General features: G+C 60.6%; 15 protein-coding genes and 1 pseudogene. 9 read left to right on the top strand and 7 right to left on the bottom strand.

Translation table 11 applies throughout. The annotated features are described in order from the left end of the window. Nucleotides 1–111 precede the first annotated feature (111 nt). Nucleotides 112–573, top strand: coding sequence for a response regulator (locus RS887_RS09180; protein WP_085716483.1), 462 nt, complete (start codon nucleotides 112–114; stop codon nucleotides 571–573). Nucleotides 574–682: 109 nt separating this feature from the next. Here the strand turns inward: RS887_RS09180 and RS887_RS09175 are convergent, their stop codons facing one another. After that, on the bottom strand, nucleotides 683–2860 hold the full coding sequence (locus RS887_RS09175; RefSeq protein WP_322615102.1) for a malate synthase G: 2178 nt from the start codon (nucleotides 2858–2860) through the stop codon (nucleotides 683–685). A 547-nt stretch (nucleotides 2861–3407) separates the two neighbouring features. Here RS887_RS09175 and RS887_RS09170 point away from each other — a divergent pair. Then, nucleotides 3408–3926, top strand: a complete 519-nt coding sequence (locus tag RS887_RS09170) for a glycine cleavage system protein R (RefSeq protein WP_008017358.1) — start codon at nucleotides 3408–3410, stop codon at nucleotides 3924–3926. 215 nt (nucleotides 3927–4141) lie between these two features. Here the strand turns inward: RS887_RS09170 and rarD are convergent, their stop codons facing one another. The 5 genes from rarD to RS887_RS09145 form a co-directional block, all read right to left on the bottom strand. Further along, the gene (rarD, locus tag RS887_RS09165) at nucleotides 4142–5029 is read right to left on the bottom strand and encodes an EamA family transporter RarD (protein ID WP_322615101.1); all 888 of its coding nucleotides are present in this window, start codon (nucleotides 5027–5029) and stop codon (nucleotides 4142–4144) included. Nucleotides 5030–5234: 205 nt separating this feature from the next. Continuing rightward, nucleotides 5235–6209, bottom strand: coding sequence for a serine/threonine protein kinase (locus tag RS887_RS09160; RefSeq protein WP_108231659.1), 975 nt, complete (start codon nucleotides 6207–6209; stop codon nucleotides 5235–5237). Between the two features lie 211 nt (nucleotides 6210–6420). Next, entirely contained in the window at nucleotides 6421–8322 is a 1902-nt protein-coding gene (locus tag RS887_RS09155; RefSeq protein WP_322615100.1) for a PhoX family phosphatase, read from the bottom strand. Between the two features lie 66 nt (nucleotides 8323–8388). Beyond that, the gene (locus RS887_RS09150; protein ID WP_322615099.1) at nucleotides 8389–9153 is read right to left on the bottom strand and encodes a TOBE domain-containing protein; all 765 of its coding nucleotides are present in this window, start codon (nucleotides 9151–9153) and stop codon (nucleotides 8389–8391) included. Nucleotides 9154–9216: 63 nt separating this feature from the next. Continuing rightward, the gene (locus tag RS887_RS09145) at nucleotides 9217–9957 is read right to left on the bottom strand and encodes a ComF family protein (RefSeq protein WP_322615098.1); all 741 of its coding nucleotides are present in this window, start codon (nucleotides 9955–9957) and stop codon (nucleotides 9217–9219) included. Between the two features lie 92 nt (nucleotides 9958–10049). On the opposite strand from RS887_RS09145, the gene bioB reads away from it, so the two are divergent. From bioB to RS887_RS09110, 7 genes and pseudogenes are all read left to right on the top strand, one after another. Beyond that, on the top strand, nucleotides 10050–11105 hold the full coding sequence (bioB, locus tag RS887_RS09140) for a biotin synthase BioB (RefSeq protein WP_111285606.1): 1056 nt from the start codon (nucleotides 10050–10052) through the stop codon (nucleotides 11103–11105). A 159-nt stretch (nucleotides 11106–11264) separates the two neighbouring features. Further along, entirely contained in the window at nucleotides 11265–12443 is a 1179-nt protein-coding gene (bioF, locus tag RS887_RS09135; protein WP_322615097.1) for an 8-amino-7-oxononanoate synthase, read from the top strand. Next, nucleotides 12436–13167, top strand: a complete 732-nt coding sequence (locus RS887_RS09130; protein ID WP_322615096.1) for an alpha/beta fold hydrolase — start codon at nucleotides 12436–12438, stop codon at nucleotides 13165–13167. Before bioF ends, RS887_RS09130 begins: the two co-directional genes overlap by 8 nt. Then, entirely contained in the window at nucleotides 13160–13972 is an 813-nt protein-coding gene (gene bioC, locus RS887_RS09125) for a malonyl-ACP O-methyltransferase BioC (protein WP_322615095.1), read from the top strand. Before RS887_RS09130 ends, bioC begins: the two co-directional genes overlap by 8 nt. After that, entirely contained in the window at nucleotides 13969–14649 is a 681-nt protein-coding gene (bioD, locus tag RS887_RS09120) for a dethiobiotin synthase (protein WP_111285614.1), read from the top strand. The genes bioC and bioD overlap by 4 nt, the downstream gene beginning before the upstream one ends. A 123-nt stretch (nucleotides 14650–14772) precedes the next feature. Further along, on the top strand, nucleotides 14773–15069 hold the full coding sequence (locus tag RS887_RS09115) for a pyrroloquinoline quinone biosynthesis protein PqqE (RefSeq protein ID WP_322615094.1): 297 nt from the start codon (nucleotides 14773–14775) through the stop codon (nucleotides 15067–15069). A 278-nt stretch (nucleotides 15070–15347) separates the two neighbouring features. Then, nucleotides 15348–17152, top strand: a pseudogene (locus RS887_RS09110) (phenylacyl-CoA dehydrogenase). A 147-nt stretch (nucleotides 17153–17299) separates the two neighbouring features. Here the strand turns inward: RS887_RS09110 and RS887_RS09105 are convergent. Then, on the bottom strand, nucleotides 17300–19045 hold the full coding sequence (locus tag RS887_RS09105) for a hypothetical protein (RefSeq protein ID WP_322615093.1): 1746 nt from the start codon (nucleotides 19043–19045) through the stop codon (nucleotides 17300–17302). Nucleotides 19046–19208: the final 163 nt, after the last annotated feature.

Here is a 19208-nt window from a genome sequence, read left to right as displayed (position 1 = left end):
AATCGCTCTATCCTGATATAGGAAAAGTAAACGACGAAGTGCACATTGAAGGTCTCTTAGCGATGTCTCACCACTGTGCTAGGGCATTGAACTGAACATGTAGGGAACGCCATGTCCGACCACGATATTTTGAGTGACGCCGAGCGGGAATTGCTCAGTGCCGTCATGCTGGAACCTGACCTGCCGCTGCAGCGGGTGCTGATCGTCGACGACGATAAAGACGCCCGGGAGCTGTTGTCAGAGATCCTCGCGCTGGAAGGCATTCGTTGCAAAAAAGCGGCCAGTGGCAAAGCGGCACTCAATATCCTGGTGGCAGAGGCAGAGATCCAAAAGCCCTCGATCGGTTTAATGATCACCGACCTGCGGATGGGCGAAGTAGACGGGCTGGATCTGATCCGCCAGATACGTGAGTCGGTTCGGGCGGCGTTGCCGATCATCATTGTCTCGGGTGACGCCGACGTGAAGGATGCGATCGCCGCGATGCATTTGAACGTGGTGGACTTTCTGCTCAAGCCGATCGATGCCGGGCAGTTGCTTGAGTTGGTCAAGCGTGAGCTTGGGATGAAGCCTTAGCTCAAACCTGTCGGCCCTGCGCAACCGCTGTGGGATCGCGGACAGCCCAAAAAAGAAAAAGCCCTGATCTTTCGATCAGGGCTTTTTCATGTCCGGCGTAAACGCTCAGTTACAGGCCATTGGCAGCCTTGAACTCGCGCCGACGACGGTGCAGGACCGGCTCGGTGTAGCCGTTTGGCTGTTTGGTGCCTTCGACCACCAGTTCGACCGCCGCCTGGAAGGCGATATTGCTGTCGAAGTTCGGGGCCAGCGGACGGTACAGTGCGTCGCCGGCGTTCTGGCGGTCAACCACGGGCGCCATGCGCTTGAGGCTTTCCATGACCTGGTCTTCGGTGACGATGCCATGGCGCAGCCAGTTGGCGATGTGCTGGCTGGAAATACGCAGCGTTGCACGGTCTTCCATCAGGCCGACGTCGTTGATGTCCGGCACCTTCGAACAGCCGACGCCCTGGTCGATCCAGCGCACCACGTAACCGAGAATGCCCTGGCTGTTGTTGTCCAGTTCGTTCTTGATCTGTTCGGCGGTCCACTGCGAGTTCACCGCCAGCGGGATGGTCAGGATGTCATCCACCGAAGCATGCGCACGTTTGGCCAGTTCGGCCTGACGGGCGAACACGTCAACCTTGTGGTAATGCAGCGCGTGCAGCGCAGCAGCGGTCGGCGATGGTACCCAGGCGGTGTTGGCACCGGCCAGTGGGTGAGCGATTTTCTGTTCGAGCATCGCCGCCATCAGGTCAGGCATGGCCCACATGCCCTTGCCGATCTGCGCGCGACCTTGCAGGCCGGTGCTCAGACCGATATCGACGTTGGAGTTCTCGTAGGCGCCGATCCATTTTTCCGCCTTCATGTCCGCCTTGCGCACCATCGGGCCGGCTTCCATGGAGGTGTGGATTTCATCGCCCGTACGGTCGAGGAAACCGGTGTTGATGAACACCACGCGCTCGCTCGCCGCCTTGATGCAGGCCTTGAGGTTGATCGTGGTACGACGCTCCTCGTCCATGATCCCGACTTTGAGGGTGTTGCGTGGCAGGCCCAGCACGTCTTCGATGCGACCGAACAGCTCGTTGGTGAACGCGGCTTCTTCAGGGCCGTGCATCTTCGGCTTCACGATATAGATCGAGCCGGTGCGGCTGTTCTTGCGCGAGCTGTTGCCATTGAGGTTGTGGATCGCCGACAGGCAGGTCACCAGGCCGTCGAGAATGCCTTCCGGCACTTCATTGCCATCTTTGTCGAGGATTGCATCGATGGTCATCAGGTGACCGACGTTACGCACGAACAGCAACGAACGACCGTGCAGGCTCAGTTCACTGCCATCGACAGCGGTGTAGGTGCGGTCGGCGTTCATGGTGCGGGTAAAGGTCTGACCGCCCTTGGCGACGCCTTCGGACAGATCGCCCTTCATCAGGCCGAGCCAGTTGCGGTAGATCACCACCTTGTCATCAGCGTCGACGGCGGCAACCGAGTCTTCGCAGTCCATGATGGTGGTCAGCGCGGCTTCCATCAGGATGTCTTTGACGCCGGCCGCGTCGGTCTGGCCGACCGGGGTGCTGGCGTCGACCTGGATTTCGAAATGCAGGCCATTGTTTTTCAGCAGGATCGCGGTCGGTGCAGCGGCATCGCCCTGGAAGCCGATCAGTTGGGCATCGTTGCGCAGGCCGGTGTTGCTGCCGCCTTTAAGGGCGACCACCAGTTTGCCATCGACGATCTTGTAGCCGGTGGAGTCGACGTGGGAGCCGGCCGCCAATGGCGCGGATTCGTCGAGGAAGGCACGGGCGAAGGCGATGACCTTGTCACCACGCACCTTGTTGTAGCCTTTGCCTTTTTCCGCGCCGCCAGCTTCGCTGATGGCGTCGGTGCCGTAGAGCGCGTCATACAGCGAGCCCCAGCGGGCGTTCGAGGCGTTGAGCGCAAAGCGGGCGTTCATCACCGGCACCACGAGTTGCGGGCCGGCCATGCGGGCGATTTCGTCATCGACGTTTTGCGTCGTCGCCTGGAAATCGGCCGCTTCTGGCAGCAGATAACCGATGTCTTGCAGGAAGGCTTTATAGGCCACGGCGTCGTGGGGTTGACCGGCACGTGACTGGTGCCAGCCATCGATACGAGCCTGGAAATCATCGCGTTTGGCGAGTAGGGCTTTGTTCTTCGGCGCCAGGTCATGGATGACCTTGTCGGCACCGGCCCAGAACTGATCGGCGGTGAGGCCGGTTCCGGGAATGGCTTCGTTGTTCACGAAGTCGAACAGGACTTTGGCGACCTGCAGGCCACCGACTTGAACGTGTTCAGTCATTGCTTGCCTCACTCTGCTCAGCTATTTCGCTTTTCAGCTCTTCAATTTAACAATGAAGCCTTTGGCCATTTAAACCACAAACCCCTCTACCAGTACATGCCCATGACGGGCGGCTGGGTTGGGACCAATCAACGGCTTGGGGCCTTGCTGACAGGGCTTTCAGGGTTGCGAACGTGCCTGCGGCAGACATCGATCCAACATTATGTAGTGCGCGCTGCGGCATACTACATGATGAATTGCGGTTGTGAAAATTAGACTAATTACGTCGTTCTGCGACCCCATGACGCATTGCGGTCACGTCGGGGATTGTGATGTTCTCAAAAAACCATTGGATTGTTCCAGTTAAATATCAAAAGTTGTACACGATTTGTTGGTTGGCATTAGCTCGGCGGTGTATCGGATCGCCGGCAAGCCGGCTCCTACGGGGGTATTTGCAATTTTTGTAGGAGCTGGCTTGCCAGCGATGGCGTCAGCCGATTCAGCGCAGAGACAACCCTTGCCTATACTTGTTTTTCCATAACAAAAAACATGACCAGAGGGCTGCGCCATGGATCACCTCGTACTCACAGTTTTCGCTCCGGACAAGCCGGGGCAAGTCGAGCGTATTGCCCAATGCATTGCCGAGCACGGCGGCAACTGGCTGGAAAGCCGCATGTCACGCATGGCGGGACAATTCGCCGGCATTCTGCGGGTGGGCGTGCCGGCCGAGGCCTACGACGAATTGGTCGATGCCCTGCAGGGCTTGTCCGCCCAGGGCATTCGCGTGTTGGTCGCCGAAAGCAGCATCGAACAATCCTGCACCTGGAAGCCGATCGCCATGGAACTGGTGGGTAATGATCGTCCGGGGATCGTGCGTGACATCACACGCTTGTTGAGCGAGCAGGGGGTGAGTCTGGAACGGCTGGTCACCGAAGTGCGCCCGGCACCGATGAGCAGCGAGCCGTTGTTCCATGCCGAAGCGATTCTTGCTGTCCCGCTGACGTTGTCACTGGACGTGCTGCAATCGCGCCTGGAAACCCTGGCCGACGATCTGATGGTCGAATTGGTGCTGCGCAGTGATCCCTGATCAGGTTATCCAAGTTAAAGGTGCACCGGCCTGTGGATAACCTGTAGAGACACCCCGCCAGGCCACGCCGACCGGGGTTCTTCAGGACTTGATCAAAAAACCAGCAGTTTCAGCCACTTGCGCACAATCGGCGGGGATCACGCTGTGGATAACCTTGGGAAGGATCGACGCAGGCCACGGTGGACGTGGCCTGTGGAGCTTTGTATGTTTTTTGATCAGCTGCGGCGGCGCAAACTTATCCACGCATCGATGCTGTAAACCGCCAGACCGGCCCAGATAAACATGAACGCTACCAGGGTGCTGGACGACAGGTGCTCGCCAAACAGCAGCACCGCTTGCAACAGCACCAGTGTCGGCGCCAGATACTGGAGAAAGCCCAGTGTCGTGTAGGGTAAATGCCGTGCAGCAGCGTTGAAGCAGACCAGCGGCACCAGCGTGATCGGACCAGCGGCGACCAGCCACCAGGCTTGGGAGGTGGTCCAGAATTCGGCCTGGGCGCTGCTGGCGGTTGGGTTGAGCAGCAACCAGCCGAGGGCAATCGGCACCAGCATCCAGGTTTCCACTACCAGCCCCGGCAGTGCCTTGACCGGTGCTTGCTTGCGAATCAGGCCATAGAAGCCGAAGGTCAGGGCTAGCACCAGCGACACCCATGGCAGGCTGCCGACTTGCCACACCTGTTGCGCCACACCCACAGCCGCCAGACCAACGGCAATCCATTGCATGCGCCGCAGTCGTTCGCCAAGGATCAGCATGCCCAGCAACACGTTCACCAACGGGTTGATGTAGTAACCAAGGCTGGCCTCCAGCATGCGGCCGTTGTTCACCGACCAGACGTAGGTCAGCCAGTTGGCCGCGATCAGCGCACCGCTGAGGGCCAGGATCGCCAGCCGTCGCGGGTTTTCCCGCAGCTCGCGCCACCAGCCGGGATGCTTCCAGACCAGCAGCAACAAGGTGCCGAACAGCGCTGACCACAGCACCCGGTGGATGATGATTTCCACGGCGGGTACGCTGGCGATGGCTTTGAAGTAGAGGGGGAAAAGCCCCCAGATGATGTAGGCACTCAGGCCTAGAATGTACCCGCGACGCGGGTTGGCGGCTTGCATGCAGAATCCTTGCTTAGGCAGCTAACAAAGAGGGGATTGTAAGGAGATTTGTTTGCGAATGTCCTGACTGAATAGGTAGGTCATTTGTGAATACAAAACTTGTGGGAGCGAGCTTGCTCGCGATAGCGGTGGATCAGCTTGTATCAATGTTGAATTCGCTGCCGTCATCGCGAGCAAGCTCGCTCCCACAGGGTTTCTGGTGGGGTCAGAAGAGCTTCAGCGGCTCTTCGTTGAGCGCCGCCAGTTGTTCGCGCAAGGCCAGCACCTGATCACCCCAATAACGCTCGGTGCCGAACCACGGAAAACTGCGGGGAAATGCAGGATCGTCCCAGCGGCGGGCCAGCCAGGCGCTGTAATGCATCAGGCGCAAGGCGCGCAAGGGTTCGATCAAGGCCAATTCGCGCGGGTCGAAGTCGTGGAATTCGTTGTAGCCATCCATCAGTTCCGACAACTGGCTCAGGCAATCCTGGCGATCGCCGGCGAGCATCATCCAGATGTCCTGTACCGCCGGGCCCATGCGGCAGTCGTCGAGGTCGACGATATGGAACATTTCGTCGCGGCACATCATGTTGCCGGGGTGGCAGTCACCGTGCATGCGGATGTTCTGGTGCGGCGTGTTGCTGTAGGCATCTTCCACACGCTTGAGCAGATCGCGGGCCACCGACTCGTAGGCCGGCAGCAGGCTGCGGGGGATGAAGTTGCCGTCGAGCAAGGTATTGAGTGAGTCATGGCCGAAATTTTTCACCGCCAGGGCTTCACGGTGCTCGAATGGCCTGGTCGAGCCGACTGCATGCAGGCGACCGAGCAACTGGCCAAGGCGATACAGTTGGTCGAGGTTGCCCGGCTCCGGCGCACGACCGCCACGGCGGGGGAACAGGGTGAAACGGAAGCCGTTGTGTTCGTGCAGGGTTTCACCGTTGTGGATCAACGGTGCCACGACCGGCACCTCGCAGTCGGCGAGTTCGGCGGTGAACTGGTGCTCTTCCAGAATCGCTTCGTTGCTCCAGCGTTGCGGCCGGTAGAACTTGGCGATCAGCGGCTCGGCGTCTTCGATACCGACCTGATAGACGCGGTTCTCGTAGCTGTTGAGCGCCAGGATGCGCGCGTCGCTGAGAAAGCCGATGCTCTCGACGGCATCGAGCACGAGGTCTGGCGTAAGGGTTTCAAACGGGTGGGCCATGCTGACTCCTGCGCGCAGCAGGCTGCTGCGTCCGGCCAGGCATGGTAGCGCAGACGGCGCGGCTTTAGGGGGTGGGCTTGAGATGTGCAGTGTTTGGGCTGACGCCTTCGTCGGATCGCCGCCCGGACCAAGCCCGGTCCCACAGGGTTATGTGCAGGTTCCAAATCAGCACAAATCCTGTGGGAGCGAGCCTGCTCGCGATAGGGGCCTGTCAGGCGCCGACGATCCCGCCGTCTTCCCGGGTAATCGCCATCACCGATGAGCGCGGCTTGCCGTTGGGCAGATGCTCGGGGAAGGTCGAGCCGCCGTTTTCGCCCGGGTGCTGGATCCCGACGAACAGGGTTTTCTGGTCCGGCGAGAAGCTGATCCCGGTCACCTCGCAGCCCACCGGGCCGACCATGAAACGACGAATCTCGCCGGTCGCCGGATCAGCGCAGAGCATCTGGTTATTGCCCATTCCGGCAAAGTCACCGGCGTTGCTCACATCACCGTCAGTCAGGATCCACAAGCGTCCGGCCTTGTCGAAGCCCAGACCGTCCGGGCTGTTGAACATGTTCTGCGGCGTGATGTTCGACGAACCGGCCTTTGGTGTACCGGCATGGGCGCCCGGGTTGCCGGCCACCACAAACAGGTCCCAGGCAAAGGTGTGCGAGGCATGATCGTCGCGCTCGGTGCGCCAGCGCAGGATCTGGCCGTAGACGTTCTTCTCACGTGGGTTCGGTCCGCCCACCGGTTGCCCGTCTTCGCCACGTTTGGCGTTGTTGGTCAGCGTGCAGTAGACCTGGCCGTCCTTGGGGCTGACCACGATCCATTCCGGGCGGTCCATGCGCGTGGCTTTCACCACACTGGCGGCGAGACGGGCGTGGATCAGCACTTCGGCCTGATCGGCAAAGCCGCTGCTGGCGTCGATACCGTTCTTGCCGTGGGTCAGTTCGATCCATTCTCCCTGGCCTTTCGGGTGATCGGCGTTACCGTCCCCCGCATCGAAACGCGCCACGTACAGGGTGCCGTGATCGAGAATGTCGCGGTTGGCCTTGGGGTTCTTGTGGTCGATCTTGTCGCGGCTGACGAATTTGTAGATGAACTCACCGCGCTCATCGTCGCCCATGTACACCACGGCATGGCCATCGGCGGTTTCGGCCAGGGCGGCGTTTTCGTGCTTGAAGCGCCCCAGGGCCGTGCGTTTGACTGGCGTCGACTTCGGATCGAACGGATCGATCTCTACCACCCAGCCGTGACGGTTGAGCTCGTTGGGGTTCTTGGCCAGGTCGAAGCGCTCGTCGTGCGGGTGCCAGTTGATCTCTTTGCTGGTCACCACCGCACCGTAGCGCTTTTGAGCTGGGTCGAATTTCTGCTCGGCGTTGCTGCTGCCGAAACAGTCGGTGAAGTTCTCTTCACAGGTCAGATAGGTGCCCCAGGGCGTCTTGCCATTGGCGCAATTCTGGAAGGTGCCGAGCACGTTCTTGCCGAGGGGATCGGCACTGGTTTTCAACAGGGCATGGCCGGCGGCCGGGCCGCTCATGCTGATCGGGGCGTTGCCGTGAATACGGCGGTTATAGCGCGAGCCCTGGACGAATTGCCATTGGCCGTTCTTGCGCTGCACTTCAATCACCGACACACCTTCGCAGGCCAGCGCCTTGCGCACTTCTTCCGCCGATTGCGGCGTGCCGCCGTGAGCGTAGAGGTAGCGGTAGTTGGTGTATTCGTTGTTGATCGCCATCAACGCCCGATCTTTTTCGCCCGGGAATTCGAACAGGCTCATGCCGTCGTTGTTGTCGCCGAACTGGGCTTCCTGATGTTCGGCGCTGCCGTTGCCGCTCGGGTCGAACGCCGGGCCATCCTTGTGCAGAGGCTGGCCCCAGCTGATCAGTACCGAGGACTTGTAGCCCGGTGGCAGGGTGATGGCGTCGCTGGTGGCAGCGGGAATGCTGTCGAAGCCCAGCAACTGGCTGTTACCGGCGCTGACGCTGGCAGCCATCACACTGCGGCTCAGCAGGTTGCCGCCGAGGAACATCGCGGCGCCGCACAGGGCACCTGCACTGATGAAACCGCGACGACTGAGGCCGACCATGGTTTCGAGGTCGGTGGACTGGTTTTCTTCTAATAGGCTCATTTCAGGCTCCCTGCGGTTTTGCAGACACCATAATGATGAGTAATGAACCTTTTGTTGCAGTTCTGTTTACAGTGGTGTGCCCAACAGCACCCTGGACGGTGAAAACTCCACGCGCACCGGCTTGCCGCACGTCAGCCCCAATGCCCGCAAATGACTCGGTTCGTCCAGGGCGCACAGTGTCAGGCCGTTGGGCAGGGTAATGCGCACTTCGCTGGGGCCATCGTCGGCGTCGAGAATCTTCTCGATGGTGCCTTTCAGGCAATTGTTTCCATGCGTTTCAGCAGAGTCGATTTCCAGTACATCGAGCCAGCCGGCTTTGATCAACGCCACGACTTCAGTGCCGATTTGCAGTTCCAGGCGCTCGGTGCTGTCGTGGGTGATTTGCGCGTCGACGATCACGCCTTCGGCGACTTCGAGGCGAATCAGGTCGTTGCGTCCCTGAGGTTCGATCGCCACCACCTTGCCGTGCAACTGATTGCGCGCGCTGGTGCGCAGCATCAAACGCCCGAGCAGGTCGAGGTCGCTCGCGTCTTCAGCGGCTTCCAGCACTTGAGCCTGTAAGGCTTGCAGCTTCTGGTACAGCCGCAGCACTCGCTCGCCTTCGTTGGACAGGCGGGCACCGCCGCCGCCCTTGCCACCGACAATCCGCTCCACCAGCGGCTTCTGTGCCAGGTTGTTCAGTTCATCGATCGCATCCCAGGCGGCCTTGTAGCTCAGGCCCGCGCTTTTGGCCGCGCGGGTGATCGAGCCTTGTTCGGCGATGTGCTGCAGCAGGGCGATGCGCTGCGGACGGCGGACAATGTGCTGGGACAACAAGGTGGGCAAAGACATGGCGAGTCGCTTTGGGTGGTGACGATGATGAGGACGTTGGCCGCTTGGGCTGCGCGAGTCAAGTCAGGGTGTCTCGCCGGGTTTGGGCGTGCGGGCCAGACAATAGACGTCGACCCTCGCCGCGCCGGCGTCCATCAGCAGCCGAGCCAGGGCCTGGGCCGTGGCACCGGTGGTCAGTACGTCGTCGACCAGGGCCAGGTGCTGGCCTTTGACGACGGCGCCGGGTGCCAGGGCGAAGGCGTTGCGCAGGTTCTTTCGGCGGGCGTCGGCGTTCAAGGCTTGTTGCGCGTCGGTGTCCTGGGTTCGTAGCAGCAGCCGTTCGTCGCAAGGGATATCAAGACTGGCACTCAACCACTGGGCCAACATCGCCGCCTGATTGAACCCGCGCTGGCGCAGGCGTCGGCTGGCGAGTGGCACCGGGATCAGCGCATGGGGTCGCTGCAGATCGTCTTCGAAGCGATGTTGCAGGCATTGAACGAGAAGTTCGGCGAGCAGGCGACCAAACGGCCACTTGGCGTTGTGTTTGAAGCGGGTGATCAGGCTGTCTACCGGAAAGCTGTAGGTCCAGGGAGCAATCACTTGTTCGAAGGCCGGCGGCTGCTTCAAGCAATGGCCGCAGGTCAGGCCCGCGGCCGGGAGCGGCAGGGCGCAGGTCTGGCAGTGATCGCCGAGCCAGGGCAGCTCGGTTTCGCAGGCCATGCAGACAGGGAGGGTGCCGTCGGCGATTTCATCGCAGAGCAAACAGTGCTGTTTGTTTTTTAACCAGATGTAAACCGGTCCTTTGTATCGTGGTTGACAGCGCATCGCTCTTCCTTAAATATGCCGAACATCCGTGTCGCGCCTGTGGGTATTCCATTCCCCCGGTCGCCAGCCAAGCATAAATCAAGGAATCGCCCATGAGCGCCAGCACCACTGCAAACCTGCGTCATGACTGGTCTTTGGCCGAAGTCAAAGCACTCTTCGTTCAGCCATTCAATGACCTGTTGTTCCAGGCGCAGACGGTGCACCGCGCGCATTTCGACGCCAACCGCGTCCAGGTGTCGACCCTGTTGTCGATCAAGACCGGCGCCTGCCCGGAAGATTGCAAATATTGTCCGCAGTCCGGTCACTACAACACCGGCCTGGAAAAAGAAAAACTGATGGAGGTGCAGAAGGTCCTCGAAGAGGCCGCTCGCGCCAAGGCCATCGGCTCGACCCGTTTCTGCATGGGTGCTGCGTGGAAGCACCCGTCGGCCAAGGACATGCCTTATGTACTGAAGATGGTCGAAGGCGTGAAAGCCCTGGGCCTGGAAACCTGCATGACCCTCGGTCGCCTGGACCAGGAGCAGACCGAAGCGCTGGCCAAGGCCGGCCTCGATTACTACAACCACAACCTCGACACCTCGCCGGAGTTCTACGGCAGCATCATCACCACCCGCACCTACAGCGAGCGCCTGCAAACCCTGGCGTATGTGCGTGACTCGGGGATGAAGATCTGCTCCGGCGGTATTCTGGGCATGGGCGAGTCGCTGGACGATCGCGCCAACCTGCTGATCCAGCTGGCCAACCTGCCGGAGCACCCGGAGTCGGTGCCGATCAACATGCTGGTGAAAGTGGCCGGTACGCCGCTGGAAAATGCCGACGACGTCGACCCGTTCGACTTCATCCGCATGCTCGCGGTTGCCCGCATCCTGATGCCGCAATCCCACGTGCGCCTGTCCGCCGGCCGCGAAGCCATGAACGAACAGATGCAGGCCCTGGCGTTCTTTGCCGGTGCCAACTCGATTTTCTACGGCGAAAAACTGCTGACCACCGCCAACCCGCAGGCCGACAAGGACATGCAACTGTTCTCGCGTCTGGGCATCCTGCCGGAAGCCCGCGAAGAGCACGCCGATGAAGTGCATCAGGCGGCGATCGAGCAGGCGCTGGTGGAGCAGAAGAGCAGCGAGCAGTTTTATAACGCGGCTGTTTGAGCAATCTCTGCTTCCACTGAATGAATGCAAAACCCTGTGGGAGCGGGCTTGCTCGCGAAGGCGGTGTATCAGTCAACATCTTTGTTGAATGTCAGACCGTATTCGCGAGCAAGCCCGCTCCCACAAAAAGCTCTATGTCATTTGAAAGTCGAGGCCTGCATGTCTTTCGATCTCGCCGCACGCCTTGCTGCCCGTCGTGCCGAAAACCTCTACCGCCAGCGCCCGCTGCTCGAAAGCCCGCAGGGACCGCAAGTGGTGGTCGATGGCCAGCCGTTGCTGGCGTTTTGCAACAATGACTACCTGGGCCTGGCCAATCATCCGCAGGTGATCGAAGCCTGGCGCGCAGGCGCTTCGAAGTGGGGTGTGGGCGGAGGGGCGTCACATTTGGTCATCGGCCATAGCGCCCCGCATCATGCCCTGGAAGAAGCGCTGGCCGACCTGACCGGTCGCCCGCGCGCGTTGCTGTTCACCACCGGTTACATGGCCAACCTCGGCGCGGTCACGGCGCTGGTGGGGCAGGGTGATACGGTGCTCGAAGACCGGCTCAATCATGCGTCGCTGCTCGACGCGGGGCTGTTGTCCGGCGCGCGGTTCAATCGTTATCTGCACAACGACCCGGCGAGCCTGGCCAAACGCCTGGAAAAAGCCACCGGCAATACCCTGGTGGTCACCGACGGCGTGTTCAGCATGGACGGTGATATCGCCGACTTGCCGGCGCTGGCTCGAGAAGCCAAGGCCAAAGGCGCCTGGTTGATGGTCGACGATGCCCATGGTTTTGGCCCGCTGGGTGCCAACGGTGGCGGCATCGTCGAACATTTCGGTTTGAGCCAGGATGACGTTCCGGTACTGGTCGGCACCCTCGGCAAAGCGTTCGGTACGGCGGGTGCCTTTGTGGCTGGCAGCGAAGAGCTGATTGAAAGTCTTATCCAGTTCGCCCGTCCCTACATCTACACCACCAGTCAGCCTCCTGCGCTGGCCTGTGCCACGTTGAAAAGCCTGGAGCTGCTGCGCAGCGAACACTGGCGTCGCGAGCATTTGCAGACGCTGATCCGCCAGTTCCGCCACGGCGCCGAACAGATTGGCCTGGAACTCATGGACAGCTTCACGCCGATCCAGCCGATCATGATCGGTGACGCGGGGCGCGCGGTGCGCCTGTCGCACATGCTGCGCGAACGCGGGTTGATGGTGACCGCGATTCGCCCGCCGACCGTGCCCGCCGGCAGCGCCCGACTGCGGGTCACGCTGACGGCTGCTCACAGCGAGGCCCAGGTACAGCTATTGTTGAATGGACTGGCCGATTGTTTTCAGCAACTGAAGCCGGAGCCAAGCCATGCGTGATCGTCTGATTCTGCTGCCCGGCTGGGGCCTTGGCGTTTCACCGCTGGAGCCTTTGGCGGCGGCCTTGCGCGGCCTGGATGAGCACCTGCATGTCGAGATCGAGCCGTTGCCGGAGCTGGAGTCGAGCGATCTTCAAGAGTGGCTCGATGAGCTTGATTCGACACTGCCGCAAGACGCCTGGCTTGGCGGTTGGTCATTGGGCGGCATGCTCGCCTGCGAGTTGGCGGCCCGGCGCGCAGACCGCTGCTGTGGTGTGTTCACCCTGGCCAGCAACGCTTCTTTTGTCGCTCATGAACAATGGGCCAGTGCCATGCCCCGGGAAACCTTCGATGCGTTTCTGGCGGGCTGTGAAGCCGATCCGCGCACGACGTTGAAACGCTTTTCTCTGCTCTGCGCCCAAGGCGCCGAAGACCCGCGGGGATTGTCGCGGTTGTTGCTCGGTGGCGCACCGAACACCGTCGCGCCGGTGCTGCTCAGTGGTCTGCAAGTGCTCGCGCAACTGGATACACGACAGGCACTGCAGTCGTTCCGCGGTCCGCAACTGCATCTGTTCGCCGGCCATGACGGGCTGGTACCAGCCCAAGCGGCGGGCGAGTTGTTGGCATTGCTGCCGGATGTTGAAATCGGTCTGATTGAACAGGCCAGCCACGCGTTTCTCCTGGAAGATCCCCACGGTGTGGCGGGGGCGATCCAGGCCTTTTTGCATGAGTGCGGCGATGACTGATTTATCCCTTCCCAACCTGCCCGGCGCCTTGCCCGACAAGCGCCAGGTCGCCGCTTCCTTCTCCCGCGCAGCGGCGAGCTACGACAGCGTGGCCGAGTTGCAACGTGATGTGGGCAGCCAATTGCTCAGGCGCTTGCCCCAGGACTTCGTACCGCAGCGTTGGCTGGATCTTGGCTGTGGCACCGGGCATTTCAGTCGTGCCCTGGATGAGCAATTTCCGGGCGGTCACGGTGTGGCGCTGGATATCGCCGAGGGCATGCTCAACCATGCCCGGCCATTGGGCGGTGCCGCGCACTTCGTGGCCGGCGATGCCGAGCGTTTGCCACTGCAGGATTCGACTTGCGACCTGATCTTTTCCAGCCTGGCGGTGCAGTGGTGCGCGGACTTCGAATCGGTGCTCAGTGAAGCCTGTCGGGTGCTGAAACCGGGTGGCATTTTTGCGTTTGCTAGTCTGTGTGCAGGGACGTTGTTTGAATTGCGCGACAGCTGGCGGCAGGTCGATGGCATGGTGCACGTCAACCGTTTCCGGGAGTTCGGTGTTTATCAGCAGTTGTGTGCGGCCAGCGGCTTGAAGATGGTCAGTCTGCAAAACCTTCCGCACGTGCTGCATTACCCGGATGTGCGCAGCCTGACCCATGAACTCAAGGCGCTGGGCGCACACAACCTTAATCCCGGCCGACCGGGTGGCTTGACCGGTCGGGCGCGGATTTTGGGTCTGATTGAGGCTTACGAGCAGTTTCGTCAGGCCCGGGGCCTGCCGGCGACTTATCAAGTGGTGTACGCCGTTTTGGAGAAACCCTTATGAGCGCAGCCTATTTCATCACCGGCACGGATACCGATGTCGGTAAAACCACGGTCGCTGCAGGGCTGCTGCATGCGGCACGTTCGGCAGGCTTGAGCACGGCGGCGGGCAAGCCGGTCGCTTCCGGTTGCGATGTGACACCCAAAGGCTTGCGCAATGCCGATGCGCTGGCCTTGCTGGCGGAGTGTTCGCTGCCGCTGACGTATGCACAGGTCAATCCGGTGGCCTTCGAACCGGCCATTGCCCCGCACCTGGCGGCGCGGGAGGCGGGCGTGGCGTTGACAGTGCAGTCGTTGCTGGCGCCGATGCGGCAGATTCTGGCCATGCAGGCCGATTTCACTTTGATCGAAGGCGCTGGAGGCTGGCGCGTGCCGCTGGCCGATCAGGACAATCTGTCGGACCTGGCGATGGCGCTGGATCTGCCGGTGATTCTGGTGGTCGGCGTGCGCTTGGGATGTATCAGCCATGCATTGCTGACGGCCGAAGCGATTGCCCGGGACGGTCTGCAATTGGCCGGGTGGGTGGCCAACATCATCGACCCGAAGACCTCGCGACTTGAAGAAAACCTTGCCACCCTCGCCGAGCGCCTGCCAGCACCGTGCCTGGGGCGTGTGCCCAAACTCAAGGCCATCACGGCCGAAGCGGTGGCCGAGCACTTGCAACTGGACCTGTTGGACTGACGTTTTTGCAATGCGGGCTTTGCCTATGACAAGGCACTGTGCCATTAGTGTTTTTGTCGGGCGTTTTGCCGGCCACTCTGCTTCAATGCCCGCTGTTGATCCTTTGCAAGGACGGGTTCTCCCATGGAAATCTCAGGAAGCAGCGCTTTTTATGCCGGTCTGAGCACTATTCAGACAGGGCAGAACCGCGTCGATCAAGCCGCCGGGCAGATCGCCAACACCACAATTGAACGCTCGGTCACCAGCCAGTCTTCCGAGGCCCAGGTTGATCGATTGCGTTCCGTTGATCGCAGCCAGCAATCGGACCTGGCCAGCAACGTGCTCGAAATGTCTCAGGGCAAATTTCAAGTGGCGCTGGGCGTGAAAGTCGCCAAGGCAGCCGATGAAGTGCTCGGAACCTTGATCGATACCTACGCTTGATTTTTCACTGAATTCGCACCTTCCAGCGCCGCGCCTGTTCGCGGCGTTTTTCTGCGTAAGTCTTTCTTGCTCAACTAATCTTTCCTGTATGGCGGGCTGCTTCGAACGCGCGGTAGCGTTGTCGTGTGCCTGTGTGTCCAGACCTGCGATGACGAACGGCAAAAGATCGACGCTTGACAAGATTTGGGCGTAAACGTATGTTTCAAACAACTGTTTGACCGCCACAGCAAATCAACGCGGTCGTTCATTCCCGGTTACATCAACAGAGGTTTATCGCTATGCCTGACTACAAGGCCCCCTTGCGTGATATTCGCTTCGTACGTGACGAACTGCTCGGCTACGAAGCGCACTATCAGAGCCTGCCGGCTTGTGCGGACGCAACTCCGGACATGGTTGACGCCATTCTCGAAGAGGGCGCCAAGTTTTGTGAGCAGGTACTGGCTCCGCTGAACCGCGTGGGCGACCTCGAAGGCTGCACCTGGAGCGAGTCCGGCGTTAAGACCCCGACTGGCTTCAAGGAAGCCTACAAACAGTTCGTCGAAGGCGGCTGGCCAAGCCTGGCCCACGACGTAGCGCACGGTGGCCAAGGCCTGCCGGAATCCTTAGGGCTGGCCATCAGTGAAATGGTCGGCGAGTCCAACTGGTCGTGGGGCATGTACCCAGGCCTGTCGCACGGTGCGATGAACACCATCTCCGAGCACGGCACCCCTGAGCAGCAAGAGGCTTACCTGACCAAGCTGGTTTCCGGCGAGTGGACCGGCACCATGTGCTGACCGAGCCGCACTGCGGCACCGACCTGGGCATGCTGCGCACCAAGGCCGAGCCTCAGGCCGACGGCTCCTACAAGGTTTCCGGCACCAAGATCTTCATCTCGGCCGGTGAACACGACATGGCCGACAACATCGTCCACATCGTACTGGCCCGCCTGCCGGATGCACCGGCTGGCACCAAAGGCATCTCCCTGTTCATCGTGCCGAAGTTCCTGCCGAACGCCGATGGCTCGGTTGGCACGCGTAACGCCGTGTCGTGCGGTTCCCTGGAACACAAGATGGGCATCCACGGCAACGCCACCTGCGTGATGAACTTCGACGGCGCTACCGGTTACCTGATCGGCCCGGCGAACAAAGGCCTGAACTGCATGTTCACCTTTATGAACACCGCGCGTCTGGGTACTGCTCTGCAAGGTCTGGCCCACGCCGAAGTCGGTTTCCAGGGCGGCCTGAAATACGCTCGCGACCGTCTGCAAATGCGCTCGCTGACTGGCCCGAAAGCACCGGACAAAGCCGCTGACCCGATCATCGTTCACCCTGACGTACGCCGCATGCTGTTGACCATGAAGGCATTCGCCGAAGGCAACCGTGCGATGGTTTACTTCACCGCCAAGCAAGTCGACATCGTCAAGTACGGTGTGGACGAAGAAGAGAAGAAGAAAGCCGACGCATTGCTGGCTTTCATGACGCCAATCGCCAAGGCATTCATGACCGAAGTCGGTTTCGAATCGGCCAACCACGGCGTGCAGATCTACGGCGGCCACGGCTTCATCGCCGAGTGGGGCATGGAGCAGAACGTTCGCGACAGCCGCATTTCGATGCTGTACGAAGGCACCACCGGTATCCAGGCACTCGACCTGCTGGGCCGTAAAGTGCTGATGACCCAGGGCGAGGCTCTGAAAGGCTTCACCAAGATCGTCCACAAGTTCTGCCAGACCAACGAAGGCAACGAAGCGGTTCAAGAGTTCGTCGCTCCGCTGGCTGCACTGAACAAGGAATGGGGCGAGCTGACCATGAAGGTCGGTATGGCCGCCATGAAAGATCGCGAAGAAGTCGGCGCGGCCTCCGTGGACTACCTGATGTACTCCGGTTACGCCTGCCTGGCCTACTTCTGGGCTGACATGGCGCGCCTGGCTGCCGAGAAACTGGCTGCCGGCACGTCCGAAGAGGCGTTCTACACCGCCAAGCTGCAGACTGCGCGCTTCTACTTCCAGCGCATCCTGCCGCGTACCCGCACTCACGTTGCAACCATGCTGTCGGGCGCCAACAACCTGATGGACATGAAAGAAGAGAACTTCGATCTGGGCTACTAAGTCTTAGGGGGGGGCGTTCTCAATTAGTTTTCGCAGCGTGAAAACTAATTGAGAACGCCCCCTAACGCAGTCCTTCAAAAAGAAACCGCCGCGTCCTCCGGGAGCGGCGGTTTTTTTTTTGCTCGATTTTCTGCTGTCAGGCGTTTCTTACCATGGCGTTGGTTCCAGAGGGCCGACGCCAGTCGGGGTGCTCGCGCCTTCTCCGTTGCGGATGAACGGCAGGTGCCAGAAGTCGTTCGGAACATTCGGATCGCCGGGTCTGACGCCTTCGGGGAAGATGAACTCGAACACCGGTGCCACGTATTGTCCTGCAGTCAAACCATTGGCTACGGTCAGCCGGCTGGCGTTTTGAATGCAACTGTCCACGGCGGTCTGGGAAAGGGAGTTTTGTGGAGCGCACAAGGAACGCGCAACGACACGCAAGGTACGGGTCGGTTGGCTGAGCAGGCCGGTCGGGGCCTTGGTTGCGCGCAACCTGGCGCGTTGTGGCTGGGCTCCCAGATTCTGGGTGGTGATGCCGCCCGAAGCTCCCAGGCAGCTGGTGGCAAGACCGGTGGCAGGGTTGCATTCACCCGTCATCTCAAAGGGTGTCACCCAGCGATTGGTCTGTTCGCCCGTCGATGGATTGACATCGATCAGGTAAATGTCGACCGGAGTCTTGATGTCGGTGGTCGAGGCTTCAAGGAAAATCCGGTCCTGCGTTTCCTGGGCTGCACCGCCGATAGCGACCGCCGCAGGGTCAGCAGTCCCCACACCAAATTCCCCGATAGACAGGTAGCTGGGCTGAGTACCCGGTTGGGTGTAGATCCCGACATTGGCCTCGATGGTGTGCGCGGAGATGAAGTCCGGGCTGCCCGTGGTCGCGGATTTGAACAATGTGCCGGCGTAGCTGATGAAGTCGCCGACTTCGAACGGTGCCTGTTGTGTCGGGTCGGGATCTGTCGCAGTGCGCGTCGCATCGCTGAACCGCTTCATGACGAATTGACTGCAAAAGACCTGACCGACTGCCGGTGGCGAAAGCTCTCCGCTGGCCGGCAGTGTTACACCGGCCTGGTTGAAGTTACGGCAGTTGTTTGTGGTGGTCGGGGTGACCACCTTAGGCCGGTTTTTCTGCGGGCAGAGGGCATCGTCGCCGGAGATGGTGCGTGGCACACACATCGGGTAGCCGGTGGCGGCGTGGATGGTGGGGTTGGCGTCATCGACGGAGAAACGGGGGTCGGGACTTTGCGGGCGACCAAAGCGTCCGTTCGGATCGTTGATCTGGATGATGGTCGGTAGCGAAGGGTTGCCGCTGTCAACTTCGATGTTGCCGTTGGTGTAGTCGATTCGTGAGATGTAGCCGCTGCCGGCATTGGTTGATTGTTGCGAGACATAAATCAGCCCGGCAATTTTTTTGTTGGCGACAAAGTTGCCCACCACATGGATCTCGAACGAAGGATAGGCCGGTGGTGTTTTGTTGAGTGCCAGTGAGCCGCCGTGGACAAAGTCCGCCCAGCTCAGGGTGTTGGCCGGCATCTGCATGATCGTGTTGCAAGGGACGGTTATCGTGACGCCGTTCAGTTGGACGGTGCCCCCGAAGCGACTCGGGTCTGTGGTGCCGGGGCAGTTGGCATTGGTGGAGTCCAGGGTCATGTTCTGGATAAACCCGGTGACGTCAAAGCCATGGACCGCATTCGGGTCTGCGAACACCGGATCCGGTAGGGTGGGGGTCGAGAACGGCGGGGTTGCGCCCTTGACGGGGGGTTTGGCCGTCCCGTTTTTAGCCATTGCAGGATCTGCCGCTCCGACGGCCAGTGCGATGGCAACGACACTGGCGAACAGTGTGTAGCGACCGAGTTTGCCAGGGAGCGACGGTATGCCAAGCGTTCTGTCGTGTACTTCAGATGAGGTCATGGTTCTCTCCAAACGTTTCAGGACCAGTTGCCGGTCAATCGACTTGCAGACCCTTTAATGCGCTGAATCCCGCGCAAGAGAAGTGCAGAGGTGAGCGCGTCGAATGTGAGGCTCAATCCAGAAGGAGGTGAGGTGGTAGATCATCGACACCTACCCTTTGGAT

The organism is Pseudomonas sp. BIC9C, assembly GCF_034541995.1.
Classification (GTDB): Bacteria; Pseudomonadota; Gammaproteobacteria; order Pseudomonadales; family Pseudomonadaceae; genus Aquipseudomonas; species Aquipseudomonas fluorescens_CC.
The sequence above is the reverse complement of the archived record's forward strand: the minus strand, read 5'-3'. Positions and strand labels throughout refer to the sequence as shown.